Consider the following 21962-nt stretch of genomic DNA (forward strand, 5'->3'; position numbering starts at 1 on the left):
GCCAAGCGTGACGCAGGCCACTGAAATGGCGATGAAATTCTGTTGATCCGTGATCACGCAGGGAGCCTGGATGGCAACGGGGGCGTCGGATGAGCTGCAGGTCGCGTTACTCGGTCCCGTGCGCGCATGGCGCGGCGATCGCGAGGCGGCCATCGGCGCGGCCCGCCGGCAGGCGGTGCTGGCGGCGCTGGTGCTGCGCGGCGGCAGACTGGTCAGCCATGAGCAGCTGATCGACGGGGTATGGGGCGATCGGCCGCCGCCGACGGGCCGGCGCGTCCTGCCCAGCTACGTCTACGCACTGCGGCGGGCCCTGGATGTGCCCCGTGCGGAGCAGGGCGGATCGGTCATCCGCGGGGGACCGGGCGGCTACTGTTTCGCCGCGCCGGTGCGCCTCGACACCAGCCGCCTCGCCGAACTCTCCGTGGGGACGGCCGAGCTGCTGGCTGCCGGTGACGCCTCGGCCGCGCTGGCCGCCGCTGTGCAGGGCCTGGGCCTGTTCCGCGGGGAACCGCTGGCGGGGCTGCCCGGCCCGTATGCGCTCGGCGAACGGCAGCGGTTGCTGACCGAGCGCCGGTCCCTGCAGCAGCAGCGCCTGGAGTGTCTGCTGCAGCTCGGCCGCGGCAGCGAGGTCCTCGCGGCCCTGGCCTCCCCGGAAGCCGCCCATCCGCTGGACGAGCCGGTACAGGCGCTGAGGATCCGGGCGCTGTACGGCACGGGCCGGCAGGGCGAGGCGCTCGCCGCGTACGAGGGGCTGCGGCGGCGGCTGCGAGAGGAGTGGGGGGCCGCACCGTCCGCGGCCCTGCGGGACCTGCACGCGGCCGTGCTCCGGCACGACGACACGGCCGTCCGCGGCGCCCCGGCCACCGGCAGCGGCCCGGCCACCGGCGGCGGCCCTGCCCTCCCGGACGCACCGACGGCCCCGAAGGCCCCCACGGCGGCTGCCCCGCGGCGTTCCCGGTCCTCGCCGCCGTCTGCGCCGACGCGCGCCCGGCCGCCGCGCACCGTGAACGAACTCCCCGGAAACGCAGGCAAGTTGATCGGCCGCGCCGCGGAGGTCGCCGCACTGACCGCGCCCGCCCCGCACGGTGCTGTCACGGTCGCGACGGTGGACGGGCCGGCCGGCGTCGGCAAGACCTCGCTGCTGGTGCACGCGGCGTGGACGCTTCGCCCTCAGCACCCGGACGGCGTCCTCTTCCTCGATCTGCGTACGCACCACTCACCGGCGGACGACCGGCCCTCGACACAGCAGCTGCTCCAGCGACTGCTGCGCACGCTCGGTACGGCCGACGCGGAGATTCCCCCGGACCGCGACGGCCTGATCGCCGCATGGCGCGACGCCACCAGCGGGCTGCGGCTGCTGCTCGTACTCGACGATGTGGGAAGCGCCGCGCAGGTGCGGCCACTGCTGCCTGCCGGGCCCGGCAGCCGCGTACTCGTGGCGGGACGGCACCGGCTGACCGGACTGGACACGGACCGGTGCGTCACCCTGCAGCCACTGCCGACCGCTGACGCGATCGGTCTGCTCCGCCACCTGATCGGTGCGGCACGCACCGACGCCGACGCCGACGCGGTCACCGACCTGGCGCGGCTGTGCGGGGGCCTGCCGCTGGCCCTGCGGATCGCCGGCGCGCGGCTGCAGCACCGGCCGTCGTGGTCACCGACCCACCTGGCGGCGCGGATGGCACGGGAGGAGCGGCGACTGGACGAGCTGAGCGCCGGAGACCGCAGCGTGGAGGCCGCCTTCCACATGTCCTACGCGCAGTTGGCGGAGACCCGGCAGCGGGCCTTCCGGCAGTTGGGCCATGCGCCGACGCCGGAGTTCGACGCGTGGACGCCGGCGGTGATGCTCGGGGTGGGCGTCGAGGAGGCGGAGGGCATGCTGGAGGAGCTGTACGACGCCAACCTGGTGCTGCAGCCGGGCCCGGGGCGGTACCGCCTCCATGACCTCGTGCGGGTCCACGCCCGGAAGCTGGCCGACGCCCGGCCCGAAGAGTCGGCCCACGCCCGCCGGCAGATACTCGGGCTGTACGTGGGGGCGGGCCACCTCACCAGTGACGACGGCGGGGCATCGGACGGTGCTCCGCAGCGGTTCCCCTCCGCACGGGCCGCGGTGCGGTGGCTGGACGGGGCGGGGGCGGATCTGGCGGACGTACCGAAGTACGCGGCGGCGCACGGCGAGGACGCCCTTGCCGCGCAGCTGGGCGTGGCCCTGCGGGACTACTTCCTGCACCGTGATCGCTACGACGAGGGCCGCACGGCGCTGACGACGGCGCTGCGCGCCGCGGAACGGAGCGGGAACCCGGCGCTGAGGGTCCGGGTGGCGGCGTCGCTCGGTCTCCTGGAGTACCAGCAGGGCCGGAACGAGCAGGGCGGCGACTGGTTCCGTCAGGCGCTGGAGTCCGCCCGCGAGCACGGCGACGAGACGATGGCGGCGCTGCCCCTGACCGGTCTGGCCGTCCAGGACTTCATGCGAGGGCGGTACGACACGGTGACGGCCACTCTGGACGAGGTGCTGCCGGTCCTGGAGCGGGCGGACGACGCATGGGGAGTGTCCTCGGCCCTGGCGCTGCGCTCGATGAGCCGGTTCCAGCAGGGCGAGGTACCCGCATCGTTCGCCGACGCGCATGCGGCGCTCGCCGCGGCGGAGCGCAACGGCCGCCCGATACCGGTCAGCCAGCGTCTGGTCTCCCTGGCGGACGCGCATGCGGCGCTCGGCGAACGGGAGGAGGCGCGGTCGGTGCTGCTGCGCAGTGAGGCACTGCTGCGGGAGGCCGGCGACCCGCTGCTGCTGGCGTTGACGCTGACCCGGCTGGGGTCGGTCACGGAGGGTCTTCCGGAGGCGGAACGCCGCCATCACCAGGCACTGGCACTGCACGCGGGCATCTCACGGCGTTCGGAGCCGCACCGCACACGACTCGAAATGGAGATCCGGCGCCGCCTGGGCCAGTCGTACGCGGCGGCGGGAGCGCGGGTACGGGCGCGACGGGAGTTCCGCGCGGCGCTGGCCCTGGAGCGGGCGGCGGAACACTCGCAGCTGCAGGAGCAGTTGCGGGATGCGCTGGCGCACCTGGACAGGGGGTGAGCAAAGAGGCGGAGGCCCGCTAGGGCAGCGAGGACCGATCTGTCAGCAACTCGCCGGAAAACAGGGGGAGATCGGGGGCGGAAGCCGGGAGGCGCCGGGCATTCGGGAGGTGCCGGACAGGGGCCTTGCGGCCGGTGCTGCGGGGCCTGGGTGCGGAGCGAGGTAAAGCCGGGGAAAAAATACCAACCAGTCTGGTATTACTGTGAGTTGGGCCACAGCTTAAGGCCATAGCGACCCCTTATGGTGATCAAGGTTACTGACAGGTATTGCACCTGTCTTCCCGACGGTGAAGTCCGTGGCCGGTTACGGCGTTTTGGGCTGCGGGGAACGCCGCCGCCGGGAGATTCCACAAAAAACGGGGTGGGGGATGGCGGAAGAAGACAGCGGGGGCACGTCTGTGCTCCGCGAGGCGTTCTATGAGCGCCTGGACAAGGCGAAGTTCGCCAGTAGCTTATGCACCGCGGGGCCATGGGGCCCGAAAATGCAGCATGCCGGCCCTCCGTCGGCGCTGCTCGCCGTGCAGATGATGAATGACCATCCGCGCGAGGGCTTTCATCCGGCGCGCGTGACGTTCGAGCTGCTCGGTCAGATTCCGGTGGCAGAGCTTACGGTCGAGACGGCCGTGCTGTATTCGACGAAGCGGACCGATCTGCTGTCCGGGACGCTGCTGTGCGGCGACCAGCCCGTGGCGCTGGCCCGGATGTGGAGATACCGTTCCGCGCCCGAGTCGCTCGCCGCCGTACGGAAACTGGGCATCCGGCACCGGCCGCTGGCCTTCGAGGATTCCGTGGCGCCGGCCGAGCCTCTGGTGCTGGCCTATGACGACTCCGTCACGCCCCCTGTCCCCTTGGCGATGACCAACCATATGGGCGGCTACATGTCCGCTGTCGAATGGAGATTCGCCAGCGAGAAGCCTTTCGGGAGATATGGTCCCGGGCAGGTGTGGGCCCGGCCGCGTATTCCGCTCGTGCTCGGCGAAGCCGACAGTCCCTTCGGCCGGCTGATGGTGATGGCCGACAGTTGCTGGTCCGTGGGACGCCGGGTCGACATGCCCCAGCACATGGCGATCAACACGGAAATCACCGTGCACTGCCACCGGCTGCCGGAGGGCGAATGGCTCCGCCTCGACGGCTCTACGGTGACGACGCCGGGCGGGGCCGGAGTGAGTCATTCGACGATGAGTGACGGCGAAGACGAGTGCGCCTACGTACTCCAGTCGATGTTCATCGCCTAGCAGCGACTGCAATTTATCGAGAGGGGTGACCGGCTATTTTAGCGAATAGCAGGGCTCGCAGCTTTTCCTTTTTCGTGATCCTGGCCAGCGTGGTGGCCGTCATGGCGCACACCGCGATGCCCACTCCGATCTACGCGATCTACACCAAGGAGTTCGGGCTCACCACGCTTCAGGTGACCGAGGTGTACGCGATCTACGCGCTGGGCGTGATCGCGGCCCTGGTGGCGTTCAACTCCCTCTCCAACACCACCGGCCGGCGGCCGCTGCTGATGATCGGGCTGCTGTGCAGCGTCGCCTCCAATCTCGTCTTCCTCAACGCCAGTTCGATCGCCTTTCTCTTCGTCGCCCGGCTGCTGACCGGACTCGCGGCAGGCGTGTTCATGGGAACCGCCACCGTCGCGGCGGTCGAGGTGGCGCCGGAGAACATCGCCAGGCATTCCGCCGTGTGGGCCACCGCGGCCAATATCCTCGGCCTGGGGATCGGGCCGGTGATCGGGGGGCTCGGCACACAGTTCCTCGACAGGCCCCAGAATGACCTCTTCCTCGGTCATGTTTCCCTGATAGCCGTTCTCGCCGTCCTTCTGCTGCTGACCCGGGAACCGCTGAGCAAGTCCGATCGTGTGCCGTTCTCCTGGAAGGGGCCGAAGCCGCCTTCCGAGAACCGGCTCACCTACACCGGGCTGACGATGATCGGCGTTTCCGGAATGTCCACGCTCGGCATGCTGGCAGGTCTGACTCCGCACTTCCTGAACAGTTTCTATCCGGGTGCGAGCGGTCTCGCCGCCGGGCTTGTCGTCGGCTGCGGCTTCGGCGGTTCCGCGCTGGCGCAGTTCGCCTTCCGCCGGCTCACCATCACCCGCGGCCTGGTGTCCGGAGTCTGTGTGATGACCCTGGGCCTGCTGGTTCTGATCGCCGCGATCTTCTTCGGCAGCGGAGTCCTGTTCACCTCCGCGGCCCTGCTCACCGGCCTGGGCCAGGGCCTTTCGATCGCCCGGTCCGTCCAGGAGATCTCGCTGAAGACCTCGCTCTCCGAGCGGGTGAGCGCGGTGAACCTCTATTACGTGGCGCTGTACACAGGCGCAGCGGTGCCCGTCATCGCGCTGGCCTTCATCGAGAAGAGCTTCGGCCTGACCACGGCCGGCCTCACCTTCTGCGTGTTCGCGCTGGCCTTCGCCATCATCGGAGTCCTTCAGCTGAGCCGGGCCGGAATGTGGCGCAAGGAGCCCGCGGTCGACCACGCGGCAGCCGTAAAGACTTGAGCCACGGCCGACGGGCCCGCGAAGTCGGGGGGTCGGTGGCTCCGGATCCTGCCCACCAGGGTCAGGACATCACCATGCGGTGTCATGAACGCCGCGACACAATTATGGGGGAAAGCATGTCGCATGCGGAGAATTCAGACCACCTTCTCGGCGGTACCAGCATTCTGGTGCAGCCCACCCGTAGTTTCGCGTCGGAATTATCGGAGTGGTTCGGCCACGTCGGTCGGGAGAAGGTTCTCCGCCAGGAAATCGACCGGGAATTCCCGGCCGAGTACCTGTACTTCCTGAAGTCGTCCGGGCTGATGGAGCGGTCCCTGGTCCCGTCCTGGATCGGTGACCACGCCGACGGCTGGACGCCGTACCGCGTCACGGGCCTGAGCGAGCACCTGGCGTTCCACAGCTTCACGCACTGGCTGATGTGGCACGTGAGTTCGCTGTCGGGCATCCCGGTGTGGATGTCGCAGAACGCCGCGGTGCAGAAGACCTACGCCGACAAGTTCAAGGCCGGAATGCTCGGCGCGTTCGGAATGTCGGAGCGCGGCGCCGGAGCGGACTGGCGGCACACCGCCACCTCGGTCAAGCGCGTCGCCGAGCACTACGTCGCCAACGGCGGCAAGGACTACACCGGCAACGGCAACGTATCGAGCCTGATCACGACCTTCGCGCGGCGGGCGGACGGCGGCGACCGGGACTACGTCCTCTTCCGGGCGGACTCGCACAAGCCGGGATTCGAACTGGTCGGCAAGGCCGTCCCCGAGCAGATGTACACCAGCGTGTTCCGCCTGTCGGACTACGAGTTCGCCGAGGACGACGTCATCTCCACCGGCCCGCAGGCGTTCGCCGACGCGGTCAACACCATCAACGTCGGCAAGTTCAACCTGGCGACGGCGGCCACCGGCCTGCTGTCCCGTGCGCTGGTGGAGACCTTCCACCACGCCTCGAACCGCACCATCTTCGGGCGGACCACCGCCTCGTTCGGCCAGAACCAGGACGCCCTGTGCCGCGCGACGCTCCGGCTCATCGGCATGAAGGCGTACACCTCACGGTGCGTGGACCACATGCACGCGGCCGACGAGAGCGACGACCGCTACGTCATCCTGAACGCCGTCGCCAAGGCCAAGGTCACCCACGACGTCACCGACGCCCTGCACTCCCTGGGCGATGTGATCTCGGCGAAGGGCTTCGAGACGGACTCGGCGTTCCGCCCGATCCTGAAGTACGCGGAGTACCTCCCCCGCCTGGAGGGCACGAAGTACGTCAACCTGATGCAGGCGGTCCGCTCGGCCCCCGCCTTCTTCGACTTCGCCCGCAACACCCAGCAGGCACCGGACGAGGCCACGGACGCCACCCAGGCGCCGCGCTACCTGCTCACCCAGCGCAAGCTGGGCGGGCTGGAGAAGCTGTCCTTCAGCGACCACACCGCATCGAAGGAGGCGCTCGGGCACCTGCCGTCCGCCGCGCTCTTCTTCAGCGTGGTCGAGCGCCTGGGCGAGACCCTCTTCCGGCAGCCGCTGGACCAGAAGGACCAGCGCCGGGTGCAGGCCTTCGGCGAGATCTTCGCCATCGCGGTCTACGGCACCGTCGTCGCCGAGTACGCGCGGCAGCGGCCCGACGACGAGGTGTGGGAGTCGGTCTTCGGCCTCGTCCTGGAGGACCTGGCCCTCACCCTCGTCCGTACGAGGCAGGACCTGGCCGACCACCGCGAGGTGGCGGACGCGATCCTGACCGCCGTCCAGTCCACCCACGCCGAGTGGCCCGTGGACCGGATCACCGCCCACCTCCAGGCGGCCGTCGACCGCTCGGCCGGCCTGCTCTGACGTGACGGGGGGTGGTCCGCCCCGGCGGATCACCCCCCGCACTCTCCACCTTCTGGACCACGACGGGGACTCATCCATTCCATGCTGAACATCGCCATCATCGGTGCGGGCGTCGGCGGGCTGACCGCCGCCATAGCCCTGCGCGACAAGGGCCACCACGTCAACGTGTACGAGCAGACCGCCGAACTGAAGGCGATCGGCGCGGGTTTCGGCGTCCTGCCGAACGCCATGCACCTGCTGGCCACCGTCGGCCTCGACGACGACATCAAGCGCATCGGCTACTCGGCCAGCGCCTCGATCGTCCGGGATCTGCACGGCAACAAACTCCCTGTGGAGAACTGGCCGCAGAAGCCCAGCCCGCTGGGCAGCACCTACGCGGTGCACCGCGGCGAATTCCAGCAGCTGCTCGTCTCCAAACTCCCCCCGGAACTGGTGCACCTGGGCAAGCGGGCCGTCAAGGTCCACCAGCTCGACGGCGGGGCCAGGATCGACTTCGCGGACGGTACGAACGTCACCGCAGACCTGGTCATCGGTGCGGAGGGCATCCGCACGGTGGTCCAGGAAGCCGTCGGTGTGAAGGCCCCCGCCACCGGCGAGGGCGTCATGGCCTATCGCGCCCTCGTCCCGATCGAGAAGCTCAGCTGGGCGCTGGAGGACCAGCGTCTCGCGATCTGGTTCGGGCCGCAGCGCACCTTCCTGTGCTACCTGGTCTCCTCCGGCAAGATCATGAACGTGGTCGGCTACGTTCCCAGCGACCGTGATGCGGCCGAATCCTGGTCCGCGCCCGCCGACCTCGACGATCTGCGCGCCGAATTCGCGGGCTGGGAACCCCGTGTGCAGGAGACGATCGACGCGGCCGAATCCACCTTCAAGTGGGGGATTTTCGACCGGCCTTCCCTGCCCACCTGGTCCACGGAGTCCATCACCCTGCTCGGCGACGCCGCGCACGCGATGGTCCCCCACCTGGGCCAGGGCGCGAACCAGGCCATGGAGGACGCCTTCGCGCTGGCGACCATCCTCGACGGCGCGGACCGGGACTCGCTCGCGCGGCTCCTCAAGGTCTACGAGAACGTGCGGATCGAGCGCACCTCACTCGTCCAGCGTGTCTCCCGGGAAGCCGGCCACCTCTACCGCGACTTCGCCAACGACGATCTGACGAAGAAGGCCGAGGCGATCTCGGACCTCATCGCCGGGAACCACATCGCGGGCTATGACGCGATCGCGGAGGCCAGGCGGGCCCTCGGCCGGGTGTAGGAGGGGGAGGAACGGTCACCTCGCGGGGGCCGGCCGCGCCTGAGGGGGTGCGTCCGGTCCCCGCGTGAGGGCGTCCCGGTCCGGCGGAGTGCCGGGTGGGGAGAGGGGCGCACTGTGGGCTGTGTGCGCCGTGTGTGCCGTGTGGCTGCTGGGTGGTGCGTGTCTGGTGGCGTGGGCCGTCGTTCTTTTCATAAAAGCCCATCTCCTCATCACTCAAGGAGTCTTGATGCGACGAGTCCTCACCGCAGCCGCTACCGCCGCAGCCGCCCTGACGCTGGGTTCGGCCGGTGCCGCCCAGGCCGTCGACCTGCCGCAGACCCCTGACCTGGGCGGAACGTCCGCCGTCGACCCCGGCGCCGCGGCCGGGGCCGCGCAGACGACGACGCAGCTCACCGGTGCTGTCACGGAGTCGACCGTGAAGACCCTGGGGGAGGCGACCGGCGCGGCCACGGACAACAGCGCGCTGCTGGGCGGACTGCCGGCCGGTGCGGTGCCGACCCAGGGACTCCCGACGGACACGGCGGCGACCGCTGGAACGCCGACGGACGCGGTGACCAAGGGCCTGCCGACGGACGCGGTGGGCAAGGGGCTCCCGACGGACGCCGCGGCCAAGGGGCTCCCGACGGACGCCGTGGGCAAGGGCCTGCCGACGGACGCGGTGGGCAAGGGCCTCCCGACCAAGGGCCTGCCGACCAAGGGCCTTCCCATCAAGGGCCTGCCGTCCACGGGCCAGCTTCCGGTCAAGGGCCTGCCCGGCCTGGGATGACGTCTCCCTGCGGGCTCTTCGGGCCCGCGGATGCCGCCGGCCCCGCTCCGTCCCTCGTCGAGGGGACGGAGCGGGGCCGTTTTCGCGGTGCCCGTTCTCGCGTTGCCTTCTAGGACGCCTGGGCCTTGTTGTAGAGGTTCTTGGCGTCGTCGCCGAAGTACGGGCCGAACATCGTGTCGGGCAGGAACTGGTAGCCGAAGCTGTTCACCGAGGTCTGCAGGCCGGTGCCGGTCTTCTCGTCGAACGAGGTGAACCAGGGGCCGCCGCTGGAGCCGCCGGTCATGTTGCAGGACAGCCCGTGGTCCTTGGAGAACAGCGGATCCTTGATGGAGTTGCCGCTGCAGTAGATCAGCTTGCTGCCGTCGTACGGGGCGGCCGCGGGGTAGCCGAAGGCGTACATCGCCTTGTTGTAGCCCGAGTTGAAGGACAGGCCCTGGCCGCCGACGACATCGGTGAGCTTCTTGCCGTCGAGCGGGGCGACGACCGCCGCGCCCACGTCGTAGTTGATGTCCTCGCTCGCCGTCCACTGCGGGGTGGCGAGCGTTGCGGTGGCCGGCCACTTGCCGTACGGGGCCTGGCCGTCGTAGTAGCCGGGGACGAAGACCCAGTTGGTGTGCCAGGCGCCCTGCAGCTTCACACAGTGCCCCGCGGTGATCACCGTGCTCTTGTTGCCGCTGGTCACCGCGTTGCCGGAGCAGGAGGCATTGCGGCCCTGGTAGGTGAAGAACACCCGTCCTGTGGTCTTGGTGACCGCGCCGCCGCCGGTCCAGGGCCCGCCGGCCTGGGGGAGGACCCCGGGCAGCAGCGAGGGCAGCGAGGGCACCTTCGGGAGCTGAGGGAGCGTGGGGAGGGTGGGCGGCACCTTCAGGGGGGCGCTGCGGGGGACCGCGGCGGCGTGGGCGCCGGAGCCCTTCGCGGGGGCGGCGAGGTCCAGGGCGGCGGCGGAGCGCATCCGGCTCGCGGTCCAGAAGGCGCCGGGGGCGGACTGCGCGGCGGGGGAGCGGTGGGAGCCCTGCGGGGCGGCGGCGGCCGAGCCGGTGGGGAGCAGCACGGCGAGCAGTGTGCCGGCGGCGGTCAGGGCGCCGAGGGCGGCCCGGGATCTGCCCGCGGGCTGCCGCCTCCGTATGCCGTGGGCTGCCCGTATGCCGTGAACTGCCGGTATGCCGCGGTCGGTTCGTCTCACGCGTAACTCCTTCTGCGGGGCCGCGCGAGGCGGAGCGCGCGCGGCCGCGGGGAATGGGGCCGCGCGGGGCGGCCCGGCAGACGAGTGGTGCGGATCCGAGGTAAGGGTGCCACCGGAAGTGCCGTGAGGGCAGGGGGTGTACGGGGATTGGCGCCGCAGGGCGGTCTGGCCCCGGCCGGCGCCCCGGGTCTCCCCTCAACCCCGCCCGATGTAGGGCATGTTCGTCGCCAGTACCGTCGCGAACTGCACATTGGCCTCCAGCGGCAGCGCCGCCATGTGGACGACCGTACGGGCGACGTCCGCGGCGTCCATCACCGGCTCGACCGCCGTCTGGCCGTTCGCCTGGAGGATGCCGGTCTGCATCCGGCCGGTCATCTCGGTCGCCGCGTTGCCGATGTCGATCTGGCCGCAGGCGATCCGGTACGGACGCCCGTCCAGTGACAGCGACTTGGTCAGGCCGGTCATCGCGTGCTTGGTGGCGGTGTAGGCGATGGAGTTCGGCCGCGGCGCATGGGCGGAGACCGAACCGTTGTTGATGATCCGGCCGCCCTGCGGCTCCTGGGCCTTCATGGTGCGGAACGCCGCCTGGGCGCAGAGGAAGGCGCCGGTGAGGTTCACGTCGACGACGGTGCGCCAGTCGTCGTACGAGAGCTCGTCCAGCGGCACCGCCCTGCCGAACGTGCCGGCGTTGTTGAAGAGCAGGTCGAGCCGGCCGAAGCGGTCCCGTACGGCCGCGAAGAGGGCGTCGACCTGATCCGGGCGGGTGACATCGGTCGGCACCGTCATGACGGTGGGGCTGTTGACGTCGGTGAGGCCCACCAGACGGGCGGTCTCCGCCAGCGCCTCGGCGCGCCGTCCGGCCAGCACCACCGACCAGTGGGCGTCGATCAGCGCATGGGCCACCGCCCGGCCGATGCCGGAACCGGCACCGGTGACCACGGCCACCTTCCGGGGTGTCGCCGCGCCCTGCCGTGCCTCCTGGGGCGCCGCTGCGGTCTGCGGGCTGTGCCCGCCGCGCGAGGACGGGGAGGGCAGCGTGGGCCGGGTCGCGGTCGCCGCCCCGCCCACCTGCCCGGCCCGTGCCGTCGGCGTCGCCTGTGCTGTCCGTGCCCGCTCTGTGTTCTGTGCCATGGCGGCAGGGTAAACGCCGCACGGGGGGCGAACCGGGCGACCAGGCCCACAGGGATCGGGCAACCTAGGGCCTGTCCGATGGGTCAGGGTCGGAAAGGCCCTAGCCGTGGAAGCGCCGTAGGACGGCCGCCTTCGTGGCGGTGAACTCGTCCTCGGTCAGGATGCCGTCCCGGTGCAGCTCGCCCAGTTCGCGCAGCCGGCGCAGCAGCGCGTCATGGTCCTCCGCCGGGGCGGCGCCGGACGTCCCCGGGGCGGGCGGGGCGAGCGCCGGGGCCTTGGCCGCCGGTGTCTTCGCGCCGCCCGACGGGTGCGGCAGTCGGGCCGCCACCGCGGCCGCCAGCAGCGCGGTCGTGCCGCTCTCCTTCTTGAAGCCCCACAGCTCGATGGAGTTGGGGTCGTGCTCCGGCTTGATCCGCTCACCCGCCCCGCGGGTACGGAAGCGGAGATAGCCGGACTCCAGGCCCGCGGCGGCCCGCCACTCCACCGCCTCCAGCTCGGCCAGCGCGAAGTCCCTGGTGCCCCAATGCCGCTTGGTCTCGCTGGTGTTCCAGCGCCATTCGATCTGTACCCGCTCGCCGTCGAAGGTGGCGATGCCGTCCACCCCGGCGGCCGACAGGGGTACGGACGGGCCCGGCAGCAGATAGCCGTCCACCGGCCCGTCCGGTATCTGCTCCAGCATCAGGGCCTGGCGCACCGCGTCCGCGAAGTACTCGGCGACCTCGACCCGCCCCGGGTCCACGGCCACCTGATACGGGTTGGCGTCGTCCGGCAGGCTGCCGCCGGTGACCTGCAGCAGCGGGTCGGCGCCGCCCCGCAGCCGCAGTCGCAGCCGGCCGCCCTTGCGGGCCGGTTCATAGGCGGCACCGGCCAGCGCGGCCAGCGGCACGGTGAACTCGCCGAGGTCCTGACGGAGTTTGTGCACCCCGCGCTCGCGCCCCGGCACGATGCGTACGCCCTCGCCGTCGAAGCTCCATATGCCGTCGCGCACCATCAGTTCAGCCATGCACCGCATCCTACGGAGGCCCGGCCGGGCGGGGCGGATGCCGTGATTGTCCACCGGCGTCCGGTCCGGGCCCAACCATCATCCAGCTGTCATGCATGCGTCGTACACGGGACAGCGCCGCGCCGTCCCGGGGCACTCCAATGGGATGCGACAACCGCCGTCAGGGGAGGGCAAGATGACGCACCCAGCAGCGTACGAGCAGGAGATCCGGGCCGGTGCGCTCCGCGTGCTCGCCACTCGGCCCGCGCCGGCCGACGCCGCCGCGGCGCACGTCGGCCGGCGCCGCTTCCTCACCGTCACCGGGGCCGCCGCCGCCCTCGCCTTCACGACCAACCTCCCGGGCAGGGGCGCCGCGTACGCCGCCGAGGCCGATGCCCGCAAGATCACCGAGAACCCCTTCACCCTCGGCGTGGCCTCCGGCGACCCGCAGCCCGGCTCCGTCGTGCTGTGGACCCGCCTCGCCCCGCGCCCGTACGAGCCCGGCAACGGAATGCCCGGCGCCAGAGTCACCGTCCGCTGGGAAGTCGCCTACGACGAGCACTTCAAGCGGCTGGCCGGCCGGGGCCGCGCGGACGCGCACCCGGAGTTCAACCACTCCGTGCACATCGAGCCCACCGGCCTCGCGCCCGACCGCGTCTACTACTACCGCTTCCGCGCCGGCAACTGGATCAGCCCCGTCGGCCGCACCCGCACCGCGCCCGCCCGCGGCGCCCGGATCTCCGAGCTGAAGCTCGCCGCGGTCTCCTGCCAGGCCTACCCGGACGGCTACTACACCGCCCACAAGCACCTGGCCGAGGAGGACGTGGATGTCGTCCTGCACCTCGGCGACTACCTGTACGAGTACCCCATCGACCCCACCGCGGGCGACCGCCACTACACCGACGGCCTGCTGCCGGAGCGGTTCAACCGGGAGACGGTCTCGCTGGAGGACTACCGGCTGCGGTACGCCCTGTACAAGTCCGACCCCGACCTTCAGGCGGCGCACGCGGCCCACCCGTTCATCGTCACGTGGGACGACCACGAGGTGGAGAACAACTACGCCTCCGACGTCAGCGAGGACAACCTCCCGCCCCAGGAGTTCCTCATCCGCCGGGCCGCCGCCTACCGCGCGTACTGGGAGAACCAGCCGCTGCGCCGGCCGCAGCGCCCCAGCGGACACGACATGCGGCTCTACCGTCGTATGCGGTACGGGCAGTTGGCGCAGTTCGACATCCTCGACACCCGCCAGTACCGCTCCGACCAGGCCTACGGCGACGGCTGGCAGCGGCCCGGACCCCTCATCGACGATCCGGCGCGTACCCTGACCGGCGCCGCCCAGGAACGCTGGCTGATCGACGGCTGGCGGCAGTCCGACGTGCTGTGGAACGTCCTGCCGCAGCAGGTCACCTTCTCCGAGCGGCGCAACAGCACCGGCGAGGCGTACAAGCTCAGCATGGACGCCTGGGACGGCTACCGGGCCTCGCGCGCGCGGGTCCTGGCGGGCGCGGAGCGGGCCGGGGCGGACAACCTCGTGGTGCTCACCGGCGATGTGCATGTGCACTACGCCTTCGACATCAAACGGGACTTCGGTGACCCCGGCTCCCGTACGGCGGGTGTGGAGTTCGTCGCCACATCGATCTCCAGTGGCAGGGACGGTGCGGACAAGCCGGCCAACTGGGCCACGTACATGGCGGCCAATCCGCACCTGAAGTTCTACAACGGGCGGCGCGGATATGTGCTGCTCACGCTGGACCGGGAGAAGGCCCGCGCCGACTACCGGACGGTTCCCTACGTCACGCGGAAGGGCGCACCGGTGACGACCGCCGCTTCCTTCGTCTCCGAGGCGGGCGATCCGGGGCTCAAGCCCGCCTGACCGTCTCTTCGGACCGCCTGACCGGGACGTTGGACCTAGGTCAATGGGACCGGCCCGGAACCGGCCGGAACCGGCTGAGTGCATGACACCATGGTTCAGTCATCAACGAACCATGGAGACGCTCATGACGGAGCCCGGCGCGACCGAGGCCACGGACCTTCCCGCGATAGCCGAGCGGGGCGCGGCGGCACCCGCCGCGCCCCGCCGCACCGGCCTCCTGGTCACCCTCGTCCTCGGCGGGCTCACGGCCGTCGCACCGCTCTCCATGGACATGTACCTGCCGGCCCTGCCGCAGGTCACCGCCGCCCTGGACAGCCCGCCCGCCACCGTCCAGCTCACCCTCACCGGCTGCCTGGCGGGCATGGCGCTGGGCCAGATGATCGTCGGCCCGATGAGCGACAAGTGGGGCCGCCGCCGGCCGCTGCTGGCCGGCATGGTGATCTACGTCCTGGCCACCGCCCTGTGCGCGATCGCCACCAGCGCCGCCTTCCTCATCGCCTTCCGCCTGCTGCAGGGCCTGGCGGGCGCCGCCGGCATCGTCATCGCGCGGGCCGTGGTGCGCGACCTCTACGACGGCGAGGCGATGGCCCGCTTCTTCTCCACCCTCATGCTGATCTCCGGCGTGGCACCGGTCGTCGCCCCGCTCATCGGCGGGCAGATCCTCCAGATCACCGACTGGCGCGGGGTCTTCGTGGTCCTCACCGCCGTCGGGGTGGCGCTCACCCTCCTGGTCTGGCGCACGCTGGACGAGACCCTGCCGCCCGGGCGCCGGCACCCCGGCGGCCTCGGCCAGACCCTGCGCACCATGCGCGATCTCCTCGCCGACCGGGTCTTCTCCGGCTACCTGCTCGCCGGCGCCTTCGCGTTCGCCGCCCTCTTCGCCTACATCTCGGCCTCGCCGTTCGTCATCCAGGAGATCTACGGCGCCTCCCCGCAGACCTTCAGCCTGCTCTTCGGCCTCAACTCCGTCGGCCTGGTCCTCGTCGGCCAGATCAACGGCAAGGTGCTGGTCGGCCGGGTGGCCATGGGCAAGGTGCTGGGTGCCGGCCTGGTGCTGATCGCCCTCGCCGCGACCGCCCTGCTGCTGATGTCCTCCGGAGTCTTCGGCAGGGTGGGGCTGGCCCCGATGGCCGCCGGCCTCTTCGTCCTGATGGCCCCCATGGGCCTGGTCCTGCCGAGCGCCAACACCCTCGCCCTGCTGCGCACCCCGCACGCGGCCGGCTCCGCCTCCGCCCTGCTGGGCACCTCGACCTTCCTCCTCGGCTCGGTGGCCTCCCCGCTGGTGGGCATCGCGGGCGAGCGGACCGCCGTCCCGATGGCCGCCGTGCAGCTCGCATGCGCCGTATTGGCGCTCGTCGGCTTTCTGGGAATGTGCCGCCCGTGGCAGCGTAGGGAGGAGAGCACCCCGAGCGCGGGCGAGAGGACCGGATCCTGAAGGCACCGAGACTCACCTACGGCACGCCGACCCAGGCGGGACTGGACCCCGCATGGGTGGAACGGCTGGTCCGCGGTGTGCGGGCGCTGCCCGAGGGCCGGCCGCCGTGGTGCCCGGGAGCCGTGGTGCTGGCCGGCCGCGGTCCGCTCGTCGTCGCCGAGGCCGCCGCGGGCTGGGCGCACCGCTACCGGGCGTACGACCCCGAGCAGGACCGGGGCCTGGACCTGCCCCGCGACCAGTGGGAGCCGATGCGGACCGGCACCGTCTTCGACCTCGCCTCGCTCAGCAAGCTCTTCACCGCCATCGTCGCCGTCCAGCAGGTCGAACGCGGCCGCCTGGTCCTCAACGACCAGGTCAAGGCCCATCTGCCGGCCTTCGCCCCCGGTATCGCCGTCCGGCAGCTGCTCACCCACACCTCCGGACTCGCCCCCGAGCTGCCCTTCTACGAGCATCAGGACCGCGCCGCCCAGCTGGAGCTGCTGTGGCGCGAGGCGGCCGCCCCGACCGGCCGCCCCGACACCAGCTACCTCTACTCCGACCTCAATCTGATCTGTCTCCAGCTGATCCTGGAGCAGCTGACCGGGCGGCGCCTGGACGCGCTGGTCCACGAGGGCATCACCGGCCCGCTGGGCATGTCCAGCACCTGCTACGGCCCGCTGTCGCCGCACGGCGTGGCCGCGACGGAGGACCAGCGGCGCCCCTGGGCCAAGGCGGACCGCGGCATGATCCGCGGCGAGGTGCACGACGAGAACGCCTGGGCGCTGGGCGGTGTGGCCGGCCACGCGGGCCTCTTCTCCACCGCCCAGGACCTGGCCGTGCTGTGCCGCACGCTGCTCAACGGCGGCGCGTACGGCTCCGCCCGGATCCTCGGCGCCGGCGCGGTCGCCGCCCTGCTCGACCCGCCCGGCCTCGGCTTCGGCATCGACCAGCCGTACTTCATGGGCGAGTTGGCGGGCCGCGGCGCGGCCGGGCACACCGGGTTCACCGGCACCAGCCTGGTCCTCGACCGCGCCACCGACACCTTTCTGATCCTGCTGGCGAACACCGTCCACCCCCGCCGCCGCATCAGCGGCAGCGCCCCCCGTGCCGCGGCCGCCACCCGGCTGGCCAGGGCCGTGGTCGGGGCGGTCTGACGGACGCCGGGAGACCGTCCGGACGGCCGTAGAATTCCTCCAATGCACGAGGAACTGCGCGCCGCACTGGCCGGCCTGCTCGACGGCCTGCCGCCCAAGCAGGCCGCGCAGGCCGTCGACCGCCTGATCGCGAACTACCGGGGACGCACCCCCACCGACGCCCCGGTCCTGCGCGACCGCGCGGACGTGGCCGCGTACGCCGCCTACCGCATGCCGGCCACCTTCGAAGCCGTACGCGCCGCGCTGGCCGCCTTCGCCGCCCGCGTCCCCGGCTGGTCCCCGGCCACCCACATCGACATCGGCGGCGGCACCGGCGCCGCCACCTGGGCCACCGCCGCCACCTGGGAGGGCCACCACAGCACCGTCCTGGACTGGGCCCAGCCCGCCCTGGACCTGGGCGCCGAACTCGCCGCCGGCGTCCTGTCCGGCACCGACTGGCAGCGCCGCACGATCGGCGAAGGCCTCACCGTCCCCGCCGGCACGGACCTGGTCACCGTCTCCTACGTGCTCGGCGAGCTCCGCCCCGAGGACCGCCGTGCCGTCGTCGCCGCGGCGGCCGCCGCCCGGGCCGTGGTCCTCATCGAACCGGGCACCCCCGACGGCTACCTCCGCATCCGCGAGGCCCGCAGCCAGCTCACCGAGGCCGGCCTGCGGATCGTCGCCCCCTGCCCGCACAGCGACACCTGCCCCATCGTCCCCGGCGAGGACTGGTGCCACTTCTCCGCCCGGGTCAGCCGCTCCTCGCTGCACCGCCAGGTCAAGGGCGGCTCGCTCCCGTACGAGGACGAGAAGTTCAGCTATGTGGCCGCCACCCGGCTCGACGCCGCCCCGGCCGCCGCCCGCATCGTCCGCAAGCCCCAGCTGCGCAAGGGCCAGGTCCTGCTGGACCTGTGCACCGAGGACGAAGGTCTGGAGCGCACCACGGTCACCAAGCGGCACGGTGACCGGTACCGCGCGGCCCGTGACGCGTCGTGGGGCGACGACTGGGACCGCGCTTAGAGTCTGACCCGTCGAGACAGGCCCGGCTCACTCCTTCTGCGTCCGCTCCTGGAACTTGCGCAGCAGCTCACGGCGCTGGGCCTGGGGGTCGGGCCGCCCGTGTCCCGCGCGGCCGCCGCCCCCGCCGCGCAGCGCACCGCGCGACAGCTTGCTCCGCGTACCACCGATGCCGAGCATCCCGCCCGCATTGCCCTTGCTCATGGGGATCCCCTCTCCTCGTCAACCAGCCGATGGTTCGGCGAGACGAACCGTCTCGCTCGATCTCCACTATGAACTGAGACGGTCCGTCTCGTCAAGACGATACGTCTCGCCTCTCCTCGCTAGACTCCGCCCCATGGCCAACAAAACCGCCCCCGACGCCTCCCGCCGCAGCGAACGCTCCCGTCGCGCGATCTTCGACGCCGCCCTCGCCCTCGTCGGCGAGCTCGGCTACGACAAGCTCACGATCGAAGGCATCGCCTCCCGGGCCGGGGTCGGCAAGCAGACGATCTACCGCTGGTGGCCCTCGAAGGCCGCCGTCCTGCTGGACGCGTTCACCGCCGGTGTCGACGAGGACTACGAGAAGGGCCTCCCGGACACCGGCGATCTTGCCGCCGACCTGAAGTTCGTGCTGCGGGCGACCGCGGACGAGTTCAACGCCCCGGTCTTCCAGGCGCCCTACCGCGCCCTCGCGGCGGCCGGCGCCAACGACGAGGAGCTCTCCCGCGCCTTCGTCGGCCGGCTGCTGGAGCCCGGCATCCGGGTCTACGTCGAACGGCTGCGGGCGGCCCAGGAGGCCGGTGAGGTGGCCGCCGACGTCGATGTGCGGGTGGCCGCCGAGATGGTGCTGAGTCCCTTCTCACAGCGCTGGTTGATGCGGACCGGGGAATTGACCCACGAGTTCGTCGACACCCTCGTCGACCAGGTACTGCGTGGTCTGCGGCCGCACGGCTGACCCCGCTGGGCAGACGGCGGCCAAGGCTGCAGTATGTCGCTGATGGGCTGAATTGCCGGTATTCGATCGTCCTTCGTTCACCCCGGATCTCCACACCGGTCACCCGAAGCGCAGGATGGTGGCAGCATTGATCCCAGACCACCGCTCGAAGTGAGGGGATAGATGGAACGCAAGAGCAGGTTCTCCCAGTGGCTGCGCCGGCCGAAGAGCGGATCGGACGGCGGCGATACGGACACGGGATCGGCGGCCGCGCGCGGCCGCGAGGACCTGCTGCTGGCCGCGGCCGACGCGGGTTTCCCCATCGCCCCGGCCGCCCACCCCTCCGGCTACGGCTGTTCCTGTGAACGCATCGGCTGTCCCACCCCGGGCCGACATCCCGTCTCCTTCGGCTGGCAGACCGTCGCCACCACCGACCGCGACAAGGTCGCCGCCTGGGTCCGCACCCTCCCGCAGGCCAACTTCATCACCGCCACCGGCATCGCCCACGACGTCCTCGACGTCCCCGCCGAGGCCGGCCGCAGCGCCCTGGAGCGGCTGGAGGCCGCGGGCATCGAGGTCGGCCCGATCACGCTCAGCGGCACCGGCTTCGGCGACGGCCGCATGCTGTTCTTCACCGCCACCCGCGGCACCCCGGACGACGAGGACGAGTGGTGGCCCTGCGAGCTGGACTGCCACCCCGAGACCCTGGACGAGCACCCCGGGCTGCGCTGGCACTGCCGCGGCAGCTACGTACTCCTGCCGCCCTCGACGCTCCCCGGCGAGCAGCCCGCGGTGACCTGGCTGCGCGGCCCCGAGCTGCCGCTGCCCGACCCGCTGACGCTGCTGGAGTCGCTCACCGACGCCTGCGCCGAGTTCCACGACCACCCCGACCGCGAGCCCTACCACGAGACGGCGGCCTGGCCGATCGGCCGCTGAGCCCGTCCGCGCACCGCTGCGCCCCGCGTCCGTACGCCGAAGGGGCCGCCGGGATCACCCCGGCGGCCCCTTCGGTGTCTGCGGCTCTCCTACAGCGGCTTCACCGAGGTCTTGCCCTCCCGCCGGTCGAGGAAGACGATCCGCTTGCCGGAGCCCTTGGCCGGCACCGTGACCGCCTGGGACGAGACCGTGGTGAAGGCCATCCGGTTGGTCTTCTTCTGCGGCCCGTCGAGCAGGCCCTGGAGCTCCGCCGGCACCGTGATCACCGACCCCGCGGCGACCGTCTTCTGCTGGTGGTAGAAGGTCGAGAAGAACACCAGCGCACCGCCGTCCGTCGTCCGCAGCGCCACCGGCGGGTGGTCCGAGGCGGTGTCCTCCCACTGGATCCGCGCGCCGAGCTGATGGGCGTCCTTGGCGCGCCGGGCCCGCCAGCCGTCGGTGTTCGGCCCGGACGCGAAGACGCTGCCCTTGCCGGTGTTGAGGTAGTCCGCGTAGCGGCGGCTCAGCTTGCCCGGGTCCACCGTCAGACCGGACTTCGCGCCGGCGGGCACCGCCTCCGCGTAGCCGTCCCCGTCCGTCTTCAGCTCCGGCGCCTTGTTCCCGGGGAACTGCGCGAAGTACACCGCACGCCACTTCTCGTCGATGCCGTTGCGGCTGAACACCAGGAACCAGCGGGTGCTGCGCCCGCGGGCGTCCTTGCGGTTGCTGTCCGCGTCCGCGACGAAGTACTTCGGCCAGCCCGCCTGCTTGGGCACGGTGAAGTGCGCGTTGGTGAACGACAGCGCCGGGAAGCCGGGGTTGCCGTGCGGCCGCAGCGCGTGCGCCGCCGTGATCCCGGCCTGGTCGATGGCGAGCAGCGCACCCGCCTCGAAGGAGGAGTTCACCTTCGGGTCGAGCGCGCGGTTGGCCTTGTTGTAGCTGTCGGCGAAGCGGTCGAGGGCCTTGGCGCCCTCAGCCTTCGACACCGCCGGCAGCATCTCCCTCTCGCCGTGCACCGTCATGCACCCGCTCAGTATCACCAGCGCCGCCACCGCGGACGTCAGAGTTACGGGCACCCGGAACGGCGACCTGCGTGTCATGGGGCTGGGGCTCCTTCGGGGCGACCGGGGCGGACTGGGTGGCCGCCGGGGTGGCACGATTCGGCGCCACCCTACCCGGGGCGAGGAAGAACAACAGGGTGGGGATCAGATACAGAGCCCACACCGTGACCTGGAGGACGGTCGGGTCCGGCTGGAAGTTGAAGACGCCCTTGAGCAGCGTGCCGTACCAGCTGTCGGCCGGGATCTGCGCGCTGACGTCGAACGCCTTGCTGCCCAGCCCCGGCAGGAAGTCCGCCTCCTGCAGATCGTGGAAGCCGTACGCCAGCACGCCCGCCGCGACCACCACCAGCATCCCGCCGGTCCAGGTGAAGAACTTCGCGAGGTTGATCCGGACCGCACCCCGGTAGAACAGCCAGCCCAGCAGCACGGCGGTCAGCAGCCCCAGCAGCGCCCCGACCAGCGGCCGTACGCCGTCGTTCGCCGACTGGGCCGCGGTCCAGACGAACAGCGCGGTCTCCAGGCCCTCACGGCCCACCGACAGGAACGCGGTCACCACCAGCGCCACGGTGCCCATCTGCAGCGCCGCGTCCAGCTTGCCGTGCAGTTCCTGCTTCAGATGCCGCGCGGTGCGCCGCATCCAGAAGACCATCCACGTCACCAGGCACACCGCGATGATCGACAGCGAGCCGCCGAGCGCCTCCTGCGCCGTGAACGTCAGGGTCTGCGACCCGAATTGCAGGGCGGCGCCGAACGCGAACGACAGCACCACGGCGAGCGCGATGCCGAGCCAGACCGGGCGCAGCGCCTCCCGCCTGCCCGTCTTGACCAGATAGGCGATCAGGATGCAGACGACGAGGCTGGCTTCCAGGCCCTCGCGCAGACCGATCAGGTAGTTGCCGAACACGTCGGTGCCTTCCCTTCCTTC

Annotated in this window: 18 protein-coding genes; 12 read left to right on the plus strand and 6 right to left on the minus strand. The window is 71.4% G+C overall.

All coding sequences use genetic code 11. The annotated features are described in order from the left end of the window. Window positions 1–70 precede the first annotated feature (70 nt). From ACWD6P_RS19270 to ACWD6P_RS19295, 6 genes are all read left to right on the plus strand, one after another. Window positions 71–3082: a BTAD domain-containing putative transcriptional regulator gene (locus tag ACWD6P_RS19270; protein ID WP_451445310.1), complete on the plus strand. Its 3012-nt coding sequence runs from the start codon at window positions 71–73 to the stop codon at window positions 3080–3082. 295 nt (window positions 3083–3377) lie between these two features. Beyond that, on the plus strand, window positions 3378–4316 hold the full coding sequence (locus tag ACWD6P_RS19275; RefSeq protein WP_451445311.1) for a thioesterase family protein: 939 nt from the start codon (window positions 3378–3380) through the stop codon (window positions 4314–4316). Window positions 4317–4390: 74 nt separating this feature from the next. Further along, window positions 4391–5575, plus strand: coding sequence for an MFS transporter (locus ACWD6P_RS19280; protein ID WP_451445312.1), 1185 nt, complete (start codon window positions 4391–4393; stop codon window positions 5573–5575). A 116-nt stretch (window positions 5576–5691) separates the two neighbouring features. Then, on the plus strand, window positions 5692–7392 hold the full coding sequence (locus ACWD6P_RS19285; protein WP_451445313.1) for an acyl-CoA dehydrogenase family protein: 1701 nt from the start codon (window positions 5692–5694) through the stop codon (window positions 7390–7392). 81 nt (window positions 7393–7473) lie between these two features. After that, complete coding sequence (locus ACWD6P_RS19290) at window positions 7474–8646, plus strand: FAD-dependent monooxygenase (protein WP_451445314.1); 1173 nt, start codon at window positions 7474–7476, stop codon at window positions 8644–8646. A gap of 226 nt (window positions 8647–8872) precedes the next feature. Beyond that, window positions 8873–9412, plus strand: coding sequence for a hypothetical protein (locus tag ACWD6P_RS19295; protein WP_451445315.1), 540 nt, complete (start codon window positions 8873–8875; stop codon window positions 9410–9412). Window positions 9413–9521: 109 nt separating this feature from the next. Here ACWD6P_RS19295 and ACWD6P_RS19300 read toward each other — a convergent pair whose 3' ends face one another. The 3 genes from ACWD6P_RS19300 to ACWD6P_RS19310 form a co-directional block, all read right to left on the minus strand. Beyond that, window positions 9522–10595, minus strand: coding sequence for a trypsin-like serine peptidase (locus ACWD6P_RS19300; protein ID WP_451445316.1), 1074 nt, complete (start codon window positions 10593–10595; stop codon window positions 9522–9524). A 195-nt stretch (window positions 10596–10790) separates the two neighbouring features. Then, complete coding sequence (locus ACWD6P_RS19305) at window positions 10791–11726, minus strand: SDR family oxidoreductase (RefSeq protein WP_451445317.1); 936 nt, start codon at window positions 11724–11726, stop codon at window positions 10791–10793. Window positions 11727–11826: 100 nt separating this feature from the next. Continuing rightward, on the minus strand, window positions 11827–12729 hold the full coding sequence (locus ACWD6P_RS19310; RefSeq protein WP_451445318.1) for a DUF4429 domain-containing protein: 903 nt from the start codon (window positions 12727–12729) through the stop codon (window positions 11827–11829). A 175-nt stretch (window positions 12730–12904) separates the two neighbouring features. Here ACWD6P_RS19310 and ACWD6P_RS19315 point away from each other — a divergent pair, with 175 nt between their 5' ends. The 4 genes from ACWD6P_RS19315 to ACWD6P_RS19330 all read left to right on the plus strand — a co-directional run bounded on the left by ACWD6P_RS19315 (window position 12905) and on the right by ACWD6P_RS19330 (window position 18148). Beyond that, on the plus strand, window positions 12905–14581 hold the full coding sequence (locus ACWD6P_RS19315; protein WP_451445319.1) for an alkaline phosphatase D family protein: 1677 nt from the start codon (window positions 12905–12907) through the stop codon (window positions 14579–14581). Window positions 14582–14705: 124 nt separating this feature from the next. Continuing rightward, window positions 14706–16016 carry a multidrug effflux MFS transporter gene (locus tag ACWD6P_RS19320; RefSeq protein ID WP_451445320.1) on the plus strand — a complete coding sequence of 437 codons (1311 nt, stop codon included), beginning with the start codon at window positions 14706–14708 and terminating at the stop codon, window positions 16014–16016. A 56-nt stretch (window positions 16017–16072) separates the two neighbouring features. Then, window positions 16073–17149: a serine hydrolase domain-containing protein gene (locus ACWD6P_RS19325; RefSeq protein ID WP_451445321.1), complete on the plus strand. Its 1077-nt coding sequence runs from the start codon at window positions 16073–16075 to the stop codon at window positions 17147–17149. Between the two features lie 42 nt (window positions 17150–17191). Beyond that, window positions 17192–18148, plus strand: a complete 957-nt coding sequence (locus tag ACWD6P_RS19330) for a small ribosomal subunit Rsm22 family protein (RefSeq protein WP_451445322.1) — start codon at window positions 17192–17194, stop codon at window positions 18146–18148. A 27-nt stretch (window positions 18149–18175) separates the two neighbouring features. On the opposite strand, the gene ACWD6P_RS19335 is transcribed toward ACWD6P_RS19330, so the two are convergent. Continuing rightward, window positions 18176–18349: a DUF6243 family protein gene (locus ACWD6P_RS19335; RefSeq protein ID WP_451445323.1), complete on the minus strand. Its 174-nt coding sequence runs from the start codon at window positions 18347–18349 to the stop codon at window positions 18176–18178. A gap of 133 nt (window positions 18350–18482) precedes the next feature. Here ACWD6P_RS19335 and ACWD6P_RS19340 point away from each other — a divergent pair, with 133 nt between their 5' ends. Together ACWD6P_RS19340 and ACWD6P_RS19345 are read left to right on the plus strand one after the other, a co-directional pair. Further along, window positions 18483–19082 carry a TetR/AcrR family transcriptional regulator gene (locus tag ACWD6P_RS19340; RefSeq protein WP_451445324.1) on the plus strand — a complete coding sequence of 200 codons (600 nt, stop codon included), beginning with the start codon at window positions 18483–18485 and terminating at the stop codon, window positions 19080–19082. 162 nt (window positions 19083–19244) lie between these two features. Further along, window positions 19245–19997, plus strand: a complete 753-nt coding sequence (locus tag ACWD6P_RS19345; protein ID WP_451445325.1) for a bifunctional DNA primase/polymerase — start codon at window positions 19245–19247, stop codon at window positions 19995–19997. A gap of 89 nt (window positions 19998–20086) precedes the next feature. Here the strand turns inward: ACWD6P_RS19345 and ACWD6P_RS19350 are convergent, their stop codons facing one another. Then, window positions 20087–20962 (minus strand): hypothetical protein, encoded by an 876-nt coding sequence (locus ACWD6P_RS19350; RefSeq protein WP_451445326.1) that lies wholly within the window; start codon window positions 20960–20962, stop codon window positions 20087–20089. Beyond that, window positions 20949–21941 carry an iron uptake transporter permease EfeU gene (gene efeU, locus ACWD6P_RS19355; protein ID WP_451445327.1) on the minus strand — a complete coding sequence of 331 codons (993 nt, stop codon included), beginning with the start codon at window positions 21939–21941 and terminating at the stop codon, window positions 20949–20951. Before efeU ends, ACWD6P_RS19350 begins: the two co-directional genes overlap by 14 nt. Between the last annotated feature and the right edge of the window lie 21 nt (window positions 21942–21962).

Source organism: Streptomyces sp. NPDC002446 (assembly GCF_053595675.1).